Below are 15,792 nucleotides of genomic sequence, written 5' to 3'. Positions count from 1 at the left end.
CGCGGCGGTCTGCGGATGCCCGGCGCGCCGGTACGGCGGCCGCGCTTGTGGGACCATGGGGCGGTGAGCATGGACGAGATCGAAACGGTGGCGGTCACCGACCTCCCCGACGACTTCAGTGAGGTCGCAGATCGGGTGCTCCTGGATGTCCGGGAGAACGACGAGTGGATGCAGGCCCACGTTCGCGGTGCCCTGCACATCCCGCTCGACGACGTCCCCGCGCGGATCGACGAACTCGACCTGGATGCCGACCTGCTCGTCGTCTGCCGAACCAGCGGGCGGTCGTTCCGCCTCCTGCAGTACTTGACGATGCGAGGCATCGACGGGGCCTGCGTCCGGGGCGGCATGGTGGCCTGGGAAGCGGCGGGCAAGCCGGTCGAGACCGGCCCCGAAGGCATGTACGGGAGCGCCGACTCCTGATGCTCGACGTCTGTCCCGCCTGTCGCATCCAAGCGCCGCACCGCCCCGACCGGGACGTCTGTCCCCGATGCGGTGGGCGACTGATGATCCTTGATCAGTTCGGACGCGTCATCCGCGCCGCCGCCCCGGCATCCGCGGCCCCGGCGGCGCCCGCTGCGCATCAGGCGCCGCTGCGATGGACGGCCGACCGGCCGGCGGAGGCGCGCCCCGCGCCGCGCGCTTCTCGTCCGTCGGCGCCGACGCCGACGCCGCGCTACGCCTACCTGCCGCGGTGGGGCCTGGCCGACCACGGCTCCGACCACGGCTCCGGCAGCGATGAGGCCGAGCGAGCCGAGGGCGACGACCGCGGGCAGGTCCTGACCCGCACGCTGCACGCCGCCGTCTACGCGCTGGGCGGGGCCGCGGCGGTGCACCTGCTCCGCTACCTCCTCGTCGTCGTCAACCGCAGCACCCCGATACCCGTGTGGCTCGACCTGCTCTCGAGCGCCGCGGTCCTGGTCTTCGGTGTCTGCGCCGTCGTGTCGATGGTGTTCGGTCTGGTCGCGTTCGTCCGCTGGGCGCTGGCGCAGCGGACCGCCGCGTACGCCGAGGCGCACCGGCGCGACCCGCGGTCGGTCGTCGGACAGGTCCTGCTCGCGGCCCTGCCGGTGGTGAACGTGGTCGGAGCCCCGCTGCTGTTGGCGGAAGCGGCGCTGTGCCGGGCCGACGGCGCCGGACGTGCCGTCGAGCGCATCAAGCGTCTCGCGGTCGGCTGGGCGATCGTCAACCTCGTCGCACTCGTCGCGGTGGGCTATCGGATCGGCGCCGCGGCGGGGGACTCGGTGCAGGTGAGCGCGGACGCCCTGGCGATCGTGACGATCTCGTTCGCGGTCTCGGCGTGGTTCTGCCACTGGGCGGCGCCGCGGCTGGTGTCGATCCTCGACGACGACCGGACCTCCGCCTCGCGCCGGCTGGTGATGGCGTGAGCGGCATCTCGCGGTCGGGGAAGCCCGCGGTGGTCGCGCACCGGGGCGCCTCGGGGGAGTTGGCCGAGCACACCGTCGCGGCCTACGAGCTGGCGCTCGCCCAGGGCGCCGACGGGCTCGAGTGCGACGTCCGCCTGACCGCCGATGAAGAACTGGTCTGCATTCACGATCGGACCATCGATCGGACCTCCGACGGGACCGGCGTGGTCAGCGAGATGGTGCTGCCGCAGCTCCGCGAGCACGACTTCGGCTCCTGGCACGACGGGGGCGCGCCCGCGTCGGTCCTCACCCTGCGGGAGCTGCTCACCCTGACCCTGGACTGGCGGCGGCCGGTCCGGCTGTTCATCGAGACCAAACACCCGGTGCGGTACGGCAGCCTGGTGGAGCTCAAGCTGCTGGAGATGCTGCACGAGTTCGGCGTCGGCACCCCGCCCTCGGCCGACCACAGTCGCGCGGTCGTCATCTCGTTCTCCGCGGCCGGGGTGTGGCGGGTGCGGCGCACCGCGCCGATGCTGCCGACGATCCTGCTCGGCGACACCGCCCGGATCATCGGCGGGACCGCGGCCACTGCCGTCGGCGCCACCGGCGTCGGCCCCTCGATCGACACCCTGCGACTGCACCCGGAACTCGTCGATCGCGCCGCCGCGGCGGGCCGGGTCACCTACGCCTGGACCTGCGACGACCAGGCCGACGTCCAGCTGTGCGCCGACCTCGGGGTGCGATGGCTCGCGACCAACTATCCGGCGCGCGTGCGCGACTGGCTCGTCACCGTCGACTGACCCGGCTCGGCTCCCGGACGCGCGGCGCCGGATGGAGGCGGAGTGTGCGGGCGCCGGATGGAAGACTGTAGGCATGGCAAAGAAGAGCAAGCGCGGCAGTGGTCCGCGCCCGGGAAGCAACCGCGCCGAGCGGGTCGCCGCACGCAAGGCCCGGCAGGCGGCCGCCCTGTCCGAGCCGGCCAGGCCCTTCGCGGGTCTGAAGTCCGAATGCGATCTGGTGGCGATGCGGTCGTTCATCGCCTCGGCCACCGCGCAGGTGCCTTTCGCGGCGGGTTTCGGTGCCGCGCACGGGGCCGACTTCGCGACCATCCTGCCCGGAGCGGTGCCGGCCGACGTCCGGTCGATCGACGCCGCCGTCTTCGGCGAGAAGGGCGCCGCGCCCGCCGACACCGCAGGCCGGGTGACGCAGGGACTGGTCGCACTGCAGACCAACCCGGAGCCCGCTGACCTCGCCGCATCGTTGGCCGGAGCGCTGACCTGGGCCGCGTCGGCCGCCGACGGTGATCAGTACGACGGCGACGGCAGCGACCGACCGCTGACCGAGATCATCGACCCCGACGCCGACCTGCAGGTCGTGGTGCACACCGACTTCGGCTGGTGGTTCGCCGAGGACGCCGACGTGCCGCAGGAGCTGTCGATGATGCTCGAGCGCGCCAACGAGACCATCCTCCCGACGGCGCGTCTGCATCCGTCGAGCGGCGTCGGCGCCCCGTGGTGGGTGGACGCCGGCGACCGCGCCCATCTGCGCTGGGTGCGGCCCGAGGCCGAGGCGGACCTGATGAACGCGCTCGCCAAGATGCACGCGGCCGGACACCTGACGCTGGGCGAGGGCTCGCGGTTCGCCGGCTCGTTCCGCACGCACGGTCTGGTGGTGCCGGTGTTCGACCTCGACGTCGAAGCGCACCACGAGGAGTGGAACAGCGGCGTCGAGGAGTTCGACGCCCGGCTGACCGAGGCGCTCGCCGATCCGGCCGAGCTGACCGCGGCGCAGCGCAGTTCGCGCGCGGGCATCATCGGCCGCCAGGTGACGCTGCGCTGACCGCGTCTGACGCGACCCCGCACAGCACCGCAGCCCCCGCCCGGACGATGACGTCGGGCGGGGGCTGCGGTGTCGAGGGCCCGCGGTGTCGAAGACGGGGGCGGCTACAGATTGCCGCCGGCGGCGGGCGGTTCGGCCGGGTCGACGGTGTCGCCGTTGCCGTTGACCTCGCGTTCGACGAAGGTCTCCAGGTCGAAGATGTTGCCCTGGGCGCGGTCGGCGATGGTCTGCAGGGTGGTGATGGTCGCGACCTCCTCCACCTGCTCCTTGAGGAACCACTGCATGAACTGCTCGCCGAGGTAGTCGCCGCTGTCGCGGGCGGTCTTCGCGAGGTCGATGATCTGCTGGGTGACTTCCTTCTCCTGGGCCAGCGCCAGCTCGATGGGCGCGCGGAAGTCGTCGAACTCGGTGATCGGCGCGGCGGCGGCGGGGATCTTCACCTCGATGTCGCGGTCCAGGAAGTACTGGACGATCATCATCGCGTGGTTGCGTTCCTCCACCGACTGGGCGTAGAAGTGCTTGGCCAGCTGCGGCATGTCGTGGTTGTCGTAGAAGACGGCCAGGGCGATGTACTGCTGCGAGGCGGAGAACTCATTGCTGATCTGGTCGTGCAACAACTGCTGGAACTGTGTGCGCGGCGTTTCGGTCATGCGACGAGTGTATGGCGTGTCCGGCGAGGCGCCCCAGCTCGTGTCCTGCGACCCGACCGTCACGACACCGCGCCGCCGCCCGCGCTCAGCAGATCGGCCGGAACCTGTTGTCCGCGAGCGAGGTAGCCGAAGAACCTCTTCGTCGTCTCACCGGCGACCAGGGAGTCGCCGTCGTCGGTGTAGGCGTCGCCGTCGGTCGGTGCGGTGGTGGTGATCGGGTTGCCGCTGATCTTGTACGCCAGCCAGGCCAGGTCCCACAGGTGGTCGCCGGTGTCGACGGTGACGGCGTCGACAGCGCCGCTGACGAAGGGGAACAGTCGGAACGGATTCAGCAGCACCGAGGGACTGGTCGCCCGGCTCATCAGCGCGGCCAGGAACTTGCGCTGGTTCACGACCCGTTCCAGGTCGGCGTTGGGGAAGGCTCGGGTGCGGACCAGGCCGAGCGCCTGCGCGCCGTCGAGGGTCTGGCAGCCGGCCTTCAGATTCAATCCGGCCTTCGGATCGCGCAGGGGCCGGTCCAGACACATCTGGACGCCGCCCACCGCGTCAACGAGGTTGTCGAAGCCGCCGAAGCCGATCTCGACGTAGTGGTCGATGTGGACGCCGGTGAACTCCTCGACCGTCTCGACCAGAAGCTTGGCGCCGCCGTTGTTGAACGCCGCGTTGATCTTGTGGCTGCCCATCCCGGGGATCGGCACGTACAGGTCGCGGGGGATACTGATCAGCATCGGCTTCCCGGACGGCGACAGGTGCGCCATCATGATCGTGTCCGTGCGCGCGCCGTCGGCGTCGCCGGTGGCCAGGTTCTTCTTCTGCTGATCGGTGAGGCCGGCGCGCGAATCGGTGCCGACGATCAGCCAGTTGGTTCCCTGCGTGTCGCCGATGCGGCCCGCGTACGACGACAGCGCGTCGACGCGGTGCAGCTTGCCGTCGAAATAGAACAGCATCCCGATCGGGGTGATGATCAGCAGGAGCAGCACCACGAGCAGGAGGCGGCCGAGCCGGAGGCGGCGCCGACGGCGTGGCTTCGGCGCGGGGGCCGCCGCACGGCTCCGGCGACGCGGTAGGGGCGGCGGCGTCGACCGATTGTCGCCGCGACGAGGCGGCGGTGGCGGCGTCCGGCCCGGTCGGCGAGGCTCGCGCGGGGTCGGCCGGGGCTGCGGAATCGCCTGGGGCTCCTGCCGCGGCGCGTACCCGGGGGCCCGGTGCGCGGCGGGGCCCGGAGCGGCGTGGCGCGGTGGGGCCTGCCGCGGCGGGGGGACGGGCCCGGGCTGGGGCGTCGGCCGGCGACGGCGCGGGTCGGGATCCTGCGACCACGCCAGCGGCGGCTGATAGGCCGTCTGGTCGGGGCGAGCGCCGACTCGTCTGGTCGGCGGCTCGGGTCGCTGGGAGTTCATTCCGAACAGGGTACCGGCGGATGCTGGCGCGAGGCTGAGGAGCGCGGGGACTCAGGCGGCGGCCCGCACCCCTTCCGAGCGGGCCACGGTGACGGCGCCGGCGACCGCCGCCACGAAGGCGATCACCGTGACCGGCCCCCAGCCCGGGGCCGTGGTGTCGCCGAGCAGCAGGGCGCCGACCGCGCCCGGGACCACCGTCTCACCGACGGCGACGGCCGCCGCGGCCGCCGCCACGCTCCCGGTCTGCAGCGCGACGGTGAACAGGTAGAAGCCGCCCGGCCCGCACACCAGCACCGCGTAGGCGGCCGGGTCGGTGAGCAGGACGGTTGCGTCGAAGGGGGACACGCCGTCGGCCACGCGCACGCCGACGGCCATCAGCCCGAACAGGACGCCCGAACTCGAGGCCGCGGCGACCGCGACCCGACGCCCGCCCAGTCGCACGGCGAGCGCGCCGCCGACGGTCAGGATCACGCCGGCCGCCAGCAGCCCCCACCGCCAGGCCAGGCCCGGATCCACGTGTCCCTCGGCGCCGGCCGTCAATCCCAGGACCACCAGTGCGAGCACCGTGACCGCGATGCCGCCGATGTCGCGGCGCGACAATCCCACCTTCAGCACCACCGCGGCCAGCACGGCCGTCACCACGAGGTTGGAGCTGATGATCGGCTGCGACAGGAACAGCGGCATGGTCCGGGCCGCGACCGCGGTCGCGACGAAGCCCAGGGCGTCGAGCGCCATCCCGGCCAGGAACACCGGGTGGATCATCGCGGCCAGGGTCGAGCCGACCGCGACCGGCTCGTCGCCGACCGGGTGCGCGGCCGCCGCGTGCGCCTGCATCACCGAGGCGGTGCCGAAGGCCAGGGCGGCCAGCACCGCCGCGAGGAGCCCGATCGCCATGGAAGCGGCCGCGCGCGGCGGCTACGGCGCCTTGATGTGGTCGACGCCGACGAAGCGGGCCAGTTCCTCGGGCAGCTTCACCGAGCCGTCGGGCTGCTGGTGGTTCTCCAGGATCGCCACCAGCCAGCGGGTGGTGGCCAGCGTGCCGTTCAGGGTCGCGGCGATCTGCGACTTGCCGTTCTCGTCGCGGTAGCGCACCTGCAGGCGGCGGGCCTGGAAGGTGGTGCAGTTCGACGTCGACGTCAGCTCTCGGTAGGTGCCCTGCGTCGGGACCCACGCCTCGCAGTCGAACTTGCGGGCGGCCGAGCTGCCGAGATCGCCGCCGGCGACGTCGATGACGCGGTAGGGCACGTCGATCGCGGCGAGCATGTCCTTCTCCCAGCCGAGGATGCGCTGGTGCTCGGTCTCGGCGTCCTCGGGCTTGCAGTAGATGAAGCCCTCGACCTTGTCGAACTGGTGGACGCGGATGATGCCGCGGGTGTCCTTGCCGTACGAGCCCGCCTCGCGGCGGAAACAGGTCGACCAACCGGCGTACCGCTTCGGGCCGTCGGACAGGTCGAGGATCTCGTCCTTGTGGTATCCGGCGAGGGGGACCTCGGAGGTTCCGACCAGGTACAGGTCGTCCTCGTCGAGGTGATAGATCTCGTCGCTGTGCGAGCCCAGGAAGCCGGTGCCGCCCATGATCTCCGGCTTCACCAGCACCGGCGGAATCATCAGCGTGAAGCCGTTGGCGGTGGCCTTGGCCGCGGCCATGTTGAGCAGTCCGAGCTGCAGCATGGCGCCCAACCCGGTCAGGAAGTAGAAGCGCGAGCCGGAGACCTTGACGCCGCGGGCCATGTCGATCAGACCGAGGCTCTCACCCAGTTCCAGGTGGTCCTTCGGGTCGTCGATCGCGCGCGGCTCGCCGACGTGCTCGAGGACGATGTAGTCGTCCTCGCCGCCTGCGGGCGCGCCGGTGACGATGTTCGAGATGGCCCGGTGTGCGGACTGCGAAGCGGCATCGGCCTCGTTCTGCTTGGCGACGGCCGCCTTCACCTGCTCGGCCAGCTCCTTGCCCTTGGCCAGCAGCTGGGTCTTCTCGTCACCGGACGCCTTGCCGACGAGCTTGCCGAGTTGCTTCTGCTCGGCGCGCAGGGCATCGGCTTCGACGATGGCCGCGCGGCGCGTGGCGTCGGCGTCCAGGAGCTGGTCGACCAGCCCGGGATCTTCGCCGCGGGCGCGCTGCGAGGCGCGGACGAGGTCGGGGTTCTCACGCACGATCTTCAGGTCGATCACACGTTGAACCCTACTCGGAGCACACCGGACGTAGCGACCAGGCATGATGGAATGCGATGACTTCCAAGAGCGATCAACCGATGCACGACGAACCGGGAGGCGGGCCCGTCCGTCCCGCCGTCGACCGCGAGGCTGATGAGGCGGGCTCGCTCTGGGATTCCGACGTCGAGGACGATGTCGAGGAGTGGGGCGTCGAACCGGACCGGGCGTACTGGGACGACGCCGACGAGCACCCCGCGCAGCCGCAGGAGGCGGCTCGCCCCGGCGACGCCCGCCGCGGTTCCATCCGGTTGGTGCTCGGCGCGATCCTGGTCGGCGCCGTCGCCGCGGGCGGAGTCCTGTTCGCGCAGGGCAGCTACCGCGATCGCGGCGACATGAGCACGTCGGTGATCGGCGACAACTCCGCGGTGCAGAGCGATTTCACCCGGTCGGAGGCCGGCGACTGCCTCACCTGGGATCCGCAGGCACCCGGCGATCCGACCAAGGTCGGCTGCGAGGCACCCCACCGATTCGAGGTCGCCGGGGTGCTCGACACCTCGCAGATCCCGACGACCGAGTTCGACACCACCGCCCCGTGGCCGGGACCGGAGCGGTTCGCGCAGATCCGCGACGAGAACTGCCCGGTGCTCGTCGACCGGTACCTGGGCGGCGGTCTGGACCCGCAGGGCCGGTTCGCGCCGGGCCTGATGTTCCCGTCCAGGACCGAGTGGGAGCGCGGCGTCCGGAGTCTGCGCTGCGGCATCGAGCAACCCGGCCCCGGCGGCGTCCAAGAGGAGTTCGTCGGCCGCGTCGCCGACGTCGACCAGTCGTTCGCGTGGGCGGACGGCACCTGCGTCGGCATCGACAAGGCCTCGCGCAATCCCACCGGCAGCGCCGTCAACTGTGCTGAGCCGCATGCCTTCCAGGTGACCGGTACGGTCGATCTGTCGCAGCGGTTCGGCGGACGGGACTCGGGCAAGCCGTGGCCGAGCGCGGCCGACCAGAACGAGTACCTGCGCGGCATCTGTCCGACGCGGACGAACGCGTTCTTCGGCGGCCCCGAGAAGTTCAAGCAGACCACCCTGAACGTGCAGTGGTCGGTGATCTCCGAGGTCAGCTGGCTCACCGGCAGCCGGCGCATCGCGTGTTACGCGGCGCTTCCCGACCGCGGCGGGTTCGCGACCCTCGTCGGTGACGCCCGCGGCGACACGCTGCTGATCAACGGCAAGGTGCCGGTCGTGCCCGACACCGGTCCGCCCGGCCGATCGGTCGGTGAACCGGTGCCGCTGCCGCCCGGGTACACCCCGAACGATGCGCAGCTGCCTGCGCCGACGGGCGGTTGACATGGCGATCGAGATGTCGGAGCGGGACTTCGAGAACCTCGTCGGCGAGGCGCTCGACCTCCTGCCCGAGGAGCTGATGCGGGCGATGTCGAACGTGGTGATCCTGGTGCGACCGCACAACGACGAGGACCCCACCATCCTCGGCCTGTACACCGGGGTGGCACTGACCGAGCGGACCACCGAGTACAGCGGGTTCCTGCCCGACACGATCGAGATCTACCGGGAGCCGCTGCTGTCGATGTGTCACACCGACGAGCAGGTGCGACGCGAAGTCGCGATCACCGTCCTGCACGAGGTGGGACATCATTTCGGGATCAGTGACGACTGGCTCCACGCCAACGGCTGGGGCTGATCGCGGCCGGTTCGGCTCCGGCCGGCGCGCGGTGAGCGATCAGCCCATCGGGTCGGTCGCTTCGGTGCGGTCCGAACCGCTCACCTCGTCGGCGGCGCCCGCGTCGTCGGGTTCGGGCAGCGGGCTGTCGCCCCAGCGCCGACAGACCCAGATCCCGTCGTGCAGTTCCAACTCCACCGCGCCGGTGTTCGGCAGGTAGTTCTTCATGGCGAACTCGGGGTCGATGCGGGTCAGGTGGGCGGCCACCAGCCGGATCGCGGCGCCGTGCGAGACCAGGTAGACGTCCTGCGCGTCGGGGCCGACGAGGTAGCGGTTCGCGAGGTCGTCGATGACCGGCAGGTACCGCGCATGCAGCATCTCGAGGGACTCGCCGCCGGGGAGCCGCGCATCGAGGTCGCCGCGGTGCCAGCGCACCACCACCTCGTGGAACTGTTCGTGGGCTTCGCGGTCGGTCCGGCCCTCCAGTTCGCCCACCTGGATCTCGTGGACGCCTTCGACGGTGTCGGTGGACGAATCCCATACCGAACCGATGAGGTCGGCGGTCTGGCGTGCGCGGTTGGCGACCGAGTTGATGAGGACCGCGGAGTCGTGCAGCGGGTGCTCCAGACCGAAGCGAACGCCCTGGCGCGCGCCGAAGTCGGTCAGCGAGGCGCCGGGGAGCGCGGTGTCGAGGCGGCGCAGGACGTTGGAAGTGGTCTCGCCGTGGCGGACGAGATGAAGGCGTGCCATGTCAGACTTCTCCAAGCAGCAGTTCGTCGTACCAAGAGCGCGACTGCGTGTGGTCGGGTGGTGCCGCGGCGGGCGCCGCAGCGAGTTGGGGATCGATCGGCCAGGAGCCGAGGAAGACCACGCGCTCGGCCGAGCGGTGAAGTGCGCGCAGCGCCTCGCCGACGGCGGCGTCGCGGACGTGGCCGCGCGCGTCCAGGTAGAAGCGGTACTGACCCGCCCCGCAGCCGGCGCTGTGCTTGCGCGGGCGCGACTCGATCCGGGTCAGATCGATGCCGCGCATGGCGAACTCGTTCATCGCCGACACCAGACTGCCGGGAGTGTTCGGCAGGTCAAGGATCACCGAGGTGCGATCGGTGCCGGTCGGCGCGGTCGGGACCCCGGGACGCCCCAGCAGCAGGAAGCGGGTCACCGCGTCATCGGAGTCGGCGACGCCGTCGGCCAGCGAGACCAGCGAGTGCATCCGGGCGGCGACGGCCGTGGTGACCGCCGCATCGGCGCGACCTTCGGCGACGTCTTTCGCCGCGCCGGAGTTGGAGGTCGCGATGACGAACTCGGCGTTGGGGAACAGCTCTTCGATGCGGCGCCGGACCTGGCCGGCGGCGACCGGGTAGGCGGCGATCGTGGTGACGTCGGCGGGGTCGGCGGGTGCGGCAGCGGCGACGGTGAACGCGATGTCGAGGGCGACCTCGGCGTAGGCCTGCACGCGGTCCTGACCGGGCCGCGGAGCCAGCGCGTCCATGGTGGCGGGGACGGCCCCCTCCAGGGAGCTCTCGATCGGGACGCAGCCGAAATCCACGTCGCCGCTGCGGATCATGTCGATGACGGTCGGCGGGTTGCTCACCGCGACCTTGGTCGCCGACGCCGCTTCGCCGCGGCGGAGCAGGAGGGCGTCGAGCGCCATCTCGGTGAACGTGCCGGCGGGACCGAAGTATGCGTAGACGGGCACCTTCTCACCCTAGATGATCGGCGGCGGACCCGGCGGTGGGGAATTCAGGCGTTGACGCGACCCGGTCCAGGAATTAAGTTAGGGGAGCATAAGTTAGGGTGTACTAATTCGAGCTGTGGAGGTGTGCATGACCACGACGACTGCGCCGTGCGACGCCGAACTCATCCAGACCGCTTGCCGCCGAGCCTGCTCGGGCACGTTGTCGGTCGGTGCCGCCGGCGGGGGAGCGGCCGACTGCCATGACGTCGCGACCGTGCACCTCTTCGAGGGCGACGCCTTCCTGCTGGTTCCGGAGAGTGCGACGGTGGCCGCCGTCGATCGCGACGAGCTGACCGGGATGGTCGAGGTGATCGACGTCGCGCCGGTCCAGATGCGCGAACGGGTGCGGTCACTGGTCTGGCTCTCGGGCAGCCTTCACGAGATTCCCGGACGCCTCCAGCGCGAGCTGGCCGTCGAGATCGCCGGCGATCACCCGGACGAGCAACTGCTCGACCTGGGGTACGGATCGCGGCTGATCAGAATGGCCCTGCGGTCGGCGGTGATCGCGACCTCCGCGGGCGCGGGGAGCGTGGACGTCGAGGCGATCTCGGCGGCGCAGCCGGATCTGTTCTGGGAGTTCGAGAAGGACTGGTTGGTCCACCTCGAGTCCGACCATCAGGATCTGGTCCACCAGCTGGCCCAGCAACTGCCCGACCACGTCCGTGGCGGCCGGGCCCGGCCGCTGCGCCTGGATCGCTTCGGCCTCACCTTCCGCGTGGAGATCGGCAATCGCGACGAAGACGTCCGGATGCCCTTCGCGCGGCCGGTGTCGCGCATCCCGGAGCTGTCGGCGGCGATCCACTCGCTGGCGCTGCATCCGGGGTTCGGGCACCTCTGACCTCGCGTGCCGGCGCAGGCGCGGCCGGCCACCGGCTACGGTTGGGGCGGTGACCGACGATTCCGCGCCGACGCCGATGCGACCGGCGGCCCTGTGGCGGGCCTTTCGGCACCCGCCGGCGGCGCCGGTCTCGCGCGTCGACGATCCGGTCGAACGCCGCGCGCTCATCGTCGAGTTCGTCCTGGTCGGCGTCCTGACCTTCGGCTTCTCGGCGGTATACGCACTGCTGTCGCTGCTCGAGCACGCGCTGACCACCGGCATCTCGGGGACCACGGTGGCGCTCAATCCGGTGGAGTCGTCGGTCGCGGTCATCGATGCGATCCGTCAGGCGATGAGTGTGATCAGGCTGCTCGCGATCGGCGGGCTGGGCCTGTACCTGCTGTGGCGCAGCGGTCTGGGGCTCGGCAGGATCGGACTGGGTCGCCTCCGTCGCGCCGACCTGCCGCCCGCGGTGGTGCTGGCCGCGGTGATCGGACTGCCCGGGCTGGCGCTGGTGGCGGTGTCGCAGGCGATGGGCTGGAACTCCGGGCTCGTCGCCGCACCCGCCGACGACCTGTGGTGGCGCCTGCCGGTGCTCGCGCTGAAGTCTTTCGGCAACGGTTTCGCCGAAGAGGTGGTCGTGGTCGGGTACTTCATGACCAGGCTGCGGCAGTTGGGCGTGGGCGCCGGCGGTGCGCTCGCGTCGTCGGCCCTCCTTCGCGGCGGCTATCACCTGTATCAGGGAGTCGGCGCCGGCGTGGGAAACATCCTGATGGGTCTGGTGTACGGCCGCTGGTACCAGGCGACGGGCCGACTCTGGCCGCTGGTGCTGGCCCACGCCCTGATCGACACGATCGCCTTCATCGGCTACGCCGTCCTGGTGCGGACCGGTGTGTGGTGACGGGTTCGGTCGGCTTGGGGGACTTCCCCTCAGCTGACCGGAGCGAAGCGCAGGATCCGCCCCCAGGTTGGTCGAGTATCGAGACCTCCGCACGGGGTCTCGATACGCCGCCTCGCTGCGCTCGGTGGCTACTCGACCAGCCTGTTATGCACGCCGGTAGTGATCGAAGCGAAGCATGGGGTCCGCCCTTAGGCTGGTCGAGTAGTGACCGGAGCGAAGCGTAGGCCGCGTATCGAGACTTCCGCACGGGGTCTCGATACGCCGCCTCGCTGCGCTCGGTGGCTACTCGACCAGCCTGTTGTCCACGCCGGTAGCGATCGGAGGGAAGTGCTGGATCCGTAGCGACTGACGCGAAGCGCGGGGCCCAGCCCTTAGGCTGGTCGAGTAGTGGCCGGAGCGAAGCGTAGGCCGCGTATCGAGACCTCCGCGCCGGGTCTCGATACGCCGCCTCGCTGCGCTCGGTGGCTACTCGACCAGCCTGTTATGCACGCCGGTAGCGATCGGAGCGAAGCGCGGGACCAGCCTGGTAGTGATCGCAGGGAAGCACAGGATCAGCCTGTTATCCACGCGGTAGTGACCGGAGCGAAGTGCAGGACGCGCCCTTAGGTTGGTCGAGTAGTGGCCGGAGCGAAGCGTAGGCCGCGTATCGAGACTTCCGCGCCGGGTCTCGATACGCCGCCTCGCTGCGCTCGGTGGCTACTCGACCAGCCTGTCATCCACGCCGGTAGTGGCCGAAGGGAAGCACAGGACCAGCCTGTTACCGACGCCGGCAGCGATCGAAGCGAGCTCGGGAGACGAGAAAGCGCGGCGCAGGTTTGAGGGGGGATGTGTACTCAAATCTGCGCCGCGCCGGCGATCCGAGCGGCTCCCTCCCAAGAGCCCCGATTCCACCCGGATCGAGATCGCGGTGTGAGACTCGCGCGTCTCAGACCCAACGCCAACTTAGCATGAGCGATCAGAATTGTGGGCTCTGAATCTCACTGCGTGGCTAGGTCTCGGAGCATCTTGGCGAGCAGATCGACGATCTCGCTCTGATCGGGACGGGGGTCGGCGGTGCTCCACCGATGAACGACCGAGGTCAGGGCGCCGATGAAGGCCGTGGCGGTGTAATCGAGTGGGCCGTCGGCGGTTCCGGGGAGGGTGGAAATCGTGTCAGCGATGAAGCGCGCCCATGTCCCACGAGAGGCCACCCGGTGCTTCTCGACGGCCTCCGACACCCCGCCGACTTCGACGAACGAACAGCGGATGAATCGTTGGTCGGCGGCCACCGTGTCGACGTAGGCGTCCACGGCGGCGTGTGCGATCTGATAGAGGTCGGCGTCGTCGAGGGCGCCGACGGCCGCCAGCACCGCGACGCGCGCTCGCTGCTGGATGTCGTCGTAGATCTCGGTGAGGAGTTCTTCGCGGCCGCTGTACTCCTCGTAGAACTGTCTGCGCGACAGGCCGGCCTCGGTGCACAGATTGGAGATGGTGACGTCGGCGAAGCCGAGGGTGCCGAACAACTCCAGGCCGGCGGCGCGGAAGCGTTCGCGCCGCTCGGCCTTGCGGTCGCTCAGCGAGCGACCCGCGTAGACCCGACGACCGGCGTCGTCGGAATTGGGGCCGAACGCCGAGTCAGGACTCGACACGCTGTGACCGAAGCTCATGCCCCTTCGAAGTGAGGCAACGTCCGCTGGTCAGATCCCACTGCCAGCCGTGCAGATTGCAGGTCAGCTTGTCGCCCTCGATGACGCCGAACTTGCTCAGGTCGGCCTTCAGGTGCGGGCAGCGACGCTGGATCTCCCAGCCGCCCAGCTCGATCGACGCGGAGTCGTCGTGGGCCTCGGAGAACCAGCCGTCGGCGTACGCGATGCGTTCGTCGGTCAGGCACTTGAAGAAGGTGTACAGGTACTCGTTGTAGCCGCCGATGCGCCAGGTGGTGAATCGCGTCGACAGGAAGACGGTGTTGACCCAGTCCGGCTCGTCGTCGCGCAGGACGGTCCGGACGATCTCCGGCGCGATCCGGAAACCGTAGCGGTACTTTCCGTCGCCGTCCTCGCGCATCCGGACCGCGCGCTTGGGGAAGTCGAGCACGTAGGTGTCATCGCCGACGACCAGGCCGACCGGATAGCCGATGCCGTCGCAGATCAGGTCCGACTGCTTCATGATCGGCTCGAACTTCTCGCGCAGCGGCTCCAGCAGCGACGGGCCGTCGGCGTCTGCCCAGGTGGCCTTCTCGGCGGCGATGATCGGCGCGAACTTGGCCTTCATCGACTCCAGATAGGCCTTCTTGTTCTCGCCGAAGACGTTCTCGGGCGGGTACGGGTGCTCGATCTCGCGCAGTTCGGCGCCGGCGAAGTCGGCCGTCGAGCCCGAGACCATCATCAGGCCGCGATGCTTGACGCCGTCATCGGTGCCGTGGTCGAGCATCTGCTGCAGGAACTCGGCCTGGTCGGGGAAGATGCTGGCCTTGTCGGCGTCGCTGCCGGTGTTGAAGTCGTTCAGCCCGAACAGCTCCTCATCGAGGAACATCGGCGGCCCGGCCGACGGGACCACCCACGTCGCGCCGACCTGCTCGATGTACGAGCGCGCTCGATCCATGCCGCGCTGGCGCTTCTGCATGGCGAAGTTGGCCTTCGACTTGCGGGGGATGTCGTAGACCATCGGGTACCAGATGGCGCCCGAGTACTGGAGCAGGTGCACGTCGACGCGCCCGAACTGCTCGTCGACCACGTCGAGGTCGACGGGACGGGCGTCGTTCATGTTGAAGCAGACGGTCTCGCCGTCGTCGACGATCAGCCCGGAGTCGCCGATGGGGCCGTCGGCCGGCGCACGCAGCGCGATGATCATGATGTCCAGGTCGCCCTTGGGGCCGGACACGGTGTGCTTGGTGGAATCGGTGGTCTCGACGAAGGTGTGGAAGCCGAGGCGTTCGAGTTCGCGGCGCAGATCCGGCACCGGGTAGTCCGGCAACAGGACGGTCGCGTCCTTGTTCACGTTCTCCAGCAGGTTCTGCTCGTCGTAGTGGTCGCGGTGCAGGTGCGAGACGTACAGGTAGTCGCAGTCGCCCAGGGCCTTCCAGTCCAGCTCGGTGTTGTCCGGGAACGGGATCCACGAGGCGAAGTACGCGGGGTTGACCCACGGATCGCAGAGGATCGATCCCGCTGCGGTCTGGATGTGGAATCCGGCGTGGCCGATGCTGGTGATCTGCACGGGTGCTGCCTTTCGGGTAGCGCAAGAGCTGTCGTTCCAGGGTATCGCCCGACCGGGTGGTCGATGGGCGGCGGA

Annotated in this window: 16 protein-coding genes; 8 read left to right on the top strand and 8 right to left on the bottom strand. The window is 70.2% G+C overall.

Annotation, left to right across the window (positions count from 1 at the left end; translation table 11 throughout):
• Positions 1-69 precede the first annotated feature (69 nt).
• From AAFO60_RS18820 to AAFO60_RS18805, 4 genes are all read left to right on the top strand, one after another.
• Positions 70-420 (top strand): rhodanese-like domain-containing protein, encoded by a 351-nt coding sequence (locus tag AAFO60_RS18820; RefSeq protein ID WP_347957773.1) that lies wholly within the window; start codon positions 70-72, stop codon positions 418-420.
• 83 nt (positions 421-503) lie between these two features.
• A complete protein-coding gene (locus AAFO60_RS18815; RefSeq protein ID WP_347957772.1) occupies positions 504-1,385 on the top strand; it encodes a DUF4328 domain-containing protein in 882 nt (293 codons plus the stop codon).
• Positions 1,382-2,164, top strand: a complete 783-nt coding sequence (locus AAFO60_RS18810; RefSeq protein ID WP_347957771.1) for a glycerophosphodiester phosphodiesterase family protein — start codon at positions 1,382-1,384, stop codon at positions 2,162-2,164. Before AAFO60_RS18815 ends, AAFO60_RS18810 begins: the two co-directional genes overlap by 4 nt.
• A 73-nt stretch (positions 2,165-2,237) precedes the next feature.
• A complete protein-coding gene (locus AAFO60_RS18805) occupies positions 2,238-3,203 on the top strand; it encodes a DUF5926 family protein (protein WP_347957770.1) in 966 nt (321 codons plus the stop codon).
• A gap of 104 nt (positions 3,204-3,307) precedes the next feature.
• On the opposite strand, the gene AAFO60_RS18800 is transcribed toward AAFO60_RS18805, so the two are convergent.
• From AAFO60_RS18800 to serS, 4 genes are read right to left on the bottom strand one after another with little or no spacing between them, the layout of a single operon-like run.
• Positions 3,308-3,853, bottom strand: coding sequence for a ferritin (locus AAFO60_RS18800; protein ID WP_347957769.1), 546 nt, complete (start codon positions 3,851-3,853; stop codon positions 3,308-3,310).
• Positions 3,854-3,912: 59 nt separating this feature from the next.
• Entirely contained in the window at positions 3,913-5,250 is a 1,338-nt protein-coding gene (locus tag AAFO60_RS18795; RefSeq protein ID WP_347957768.1) for an LCP family protein, read from the bottom strand.
• 51 nt (positions 5,251-5,301) lie between these two features.
• Positions 5,302-6,144 (bottom strand): hypothetical protein, encoded by an 843-nt coding sequence (locus tag AAFO60_RS18790; protein ID WP_347957767.1) that lies wholly within the window; start codon positions 6,142-6,144, stop codon positions 5,302-5,304.
• Between the two features lie 21 nt (positions 6,145-6,165).
• Positions 6,166-7,419 (bottom strand): serine--tRNA ligase, encoded by a 1,254-nt coding sequence (serS, locus tag AAFO60_RS18785; RefSeq protein ID WP_347957766.1) that lies wholly within the window; start codon positions 7,417-7,419, stop codon positions 6,166-6,168.
• A 56-nt stretch (positions 7,420-7,475) separates the two neighbouring features.
• On the opposite strand from serS, the gene AAFO60_RS18780 reads away from it, so the two are divergent.
• Both AAFO60_RS18780 and AAFO60_RS18775 read left to right on the top strand, forming a co-directional pair.
• Positions 7,476-8,741: a septum formation family protein gene (locus AAFO60_RS18780; RefSeq protein ID WP_347957765.1), complete on the top strand. Its 1,266-nt coding sequence runs from the start codon at positions 7,476-7,478 to the stop codon at positions 8,739-8,741.
• A gap of 1 nt (position 8,742) precedes the next feature.
• Positions 8,743-9,093 (top strand): metallopeptidase family protein, encoded by a 351-nt coding sequence (locus tag AAFO60_RS18775; protein ID WP_347957764.1) that lies wholly within the window; start codon positions 8,743-8,745, stop codon positions 9,091-9,093.
• Between the two features lie 39 nt (positions 9,094-9,132).
• On the opposite strand, the gene AAFO60_RS18770 is transcribed toward AAFO60_RS18775, so the two are convergent.
• Both AAFO60_RS18770 and pheA read right to left on the bottom strand, forming a co-directional pair.
• The gene (locus AAFO60_RS18770; RefSeq protein WP_347957763.1) at positions 9,133-9,822 is read right to left on the bottom strand and encodes a histidine phosphatase family protein; all 690 of its coding nucleotides are present in this window, start codon (positions 9,820-9,822) and stop codon (positions 9,133-9,135) included.
• Between the two features lies 1 nt (position 9,823).
• Positions 9,824-10,768: a prephenate dehydratase gene (pheA, locus tag AAFO60_RS18765; RefSeq protein WP_347957762.1), complete on the bottom strand. Its 945-nt coding sequence runs from the start codon at positions 10,766-10,768 to the stop codon at positions 9,824-9,826.
• A 127-nt stretch (positions 10,769-10,895) separates the two neighbouring features.
• Between pheA and AAFO60_RS18760 the strand changes: the two genes are divergently transcribed.
• Both AAFO60_RS18760 and AAFO60_RS18755 read left to right on the top strand, forming a co-directional pair.
• Positions 10,896-11,645, top strand: a complete 750-nt coding sequence (locus AAFO60_RS18760; protein WP_347957761.1) for a DUF2470 domain-containing protein — start codon at positions 10,896-10,898, stop codon at positions 11,643-11,645.
• A 76-nt stretch (positions 11,646-11,721) separates the two neighbouring features.
• Complete coding sequence (locus tag AAFO60_RS18755) at positions 11,722-12,525, top strand: CPBP family intramembrane glutamic endopeptidase (RefSeq protein ID WP_347957803.1); 804 nt, start codon at positions 11,722-11,724, stop codon at positions 12,523-12,525.
• A 977-nt stretch (positions 12,526-13,502) separates the two neighbouring features.
• On the opposite strand, the gene AAFO60_RS18750 is transcribed toward AAFO60_RS18755, so the two are convergent.
• Positions 13,503-14,153: a TetR/AcrR family transcriptional regulator gene (locus tag AAFO60_RS18750; RefSeq protein ID WP_347957760.1), complete on the bottom strand. Its 651-nt coding sequence runs from the start codon at positions 14,151-14,153 to the stop codon at positions 13,503-13,505.
• Positions 14,140-15,717: a Rieske 2Fe-2S domain-containing protein gene (locus AAFO60_RS18745; protein WP_347957759.1), complete on the bottom strand. Its 1,578-nt coding sequence runs from the start codon at positions 15,715-15,717 to the stop codon at positions 14,140-14,142. The genes AAFO60_RS18750 and AAFO60_RS18745 overlap by 14 nt, the downstream gene beginning before the upstream one ends.
• Positions 15,718-15,792 lie beyond the last annotated feature (75 nt).

The sequence above is a fragment of the Gordonia aichiensis genome (assembly GCF_039946255.1).
Lineage (GTDB): Bacteria > Actinomycetota > Actinomycetes > Mycobacteriales > Mycobacteriaceae > Gordonia > Gordonia aichiensis_A.
This window is presented reverse-complemented; position numbering and strand designations above follow the sequence as displayed.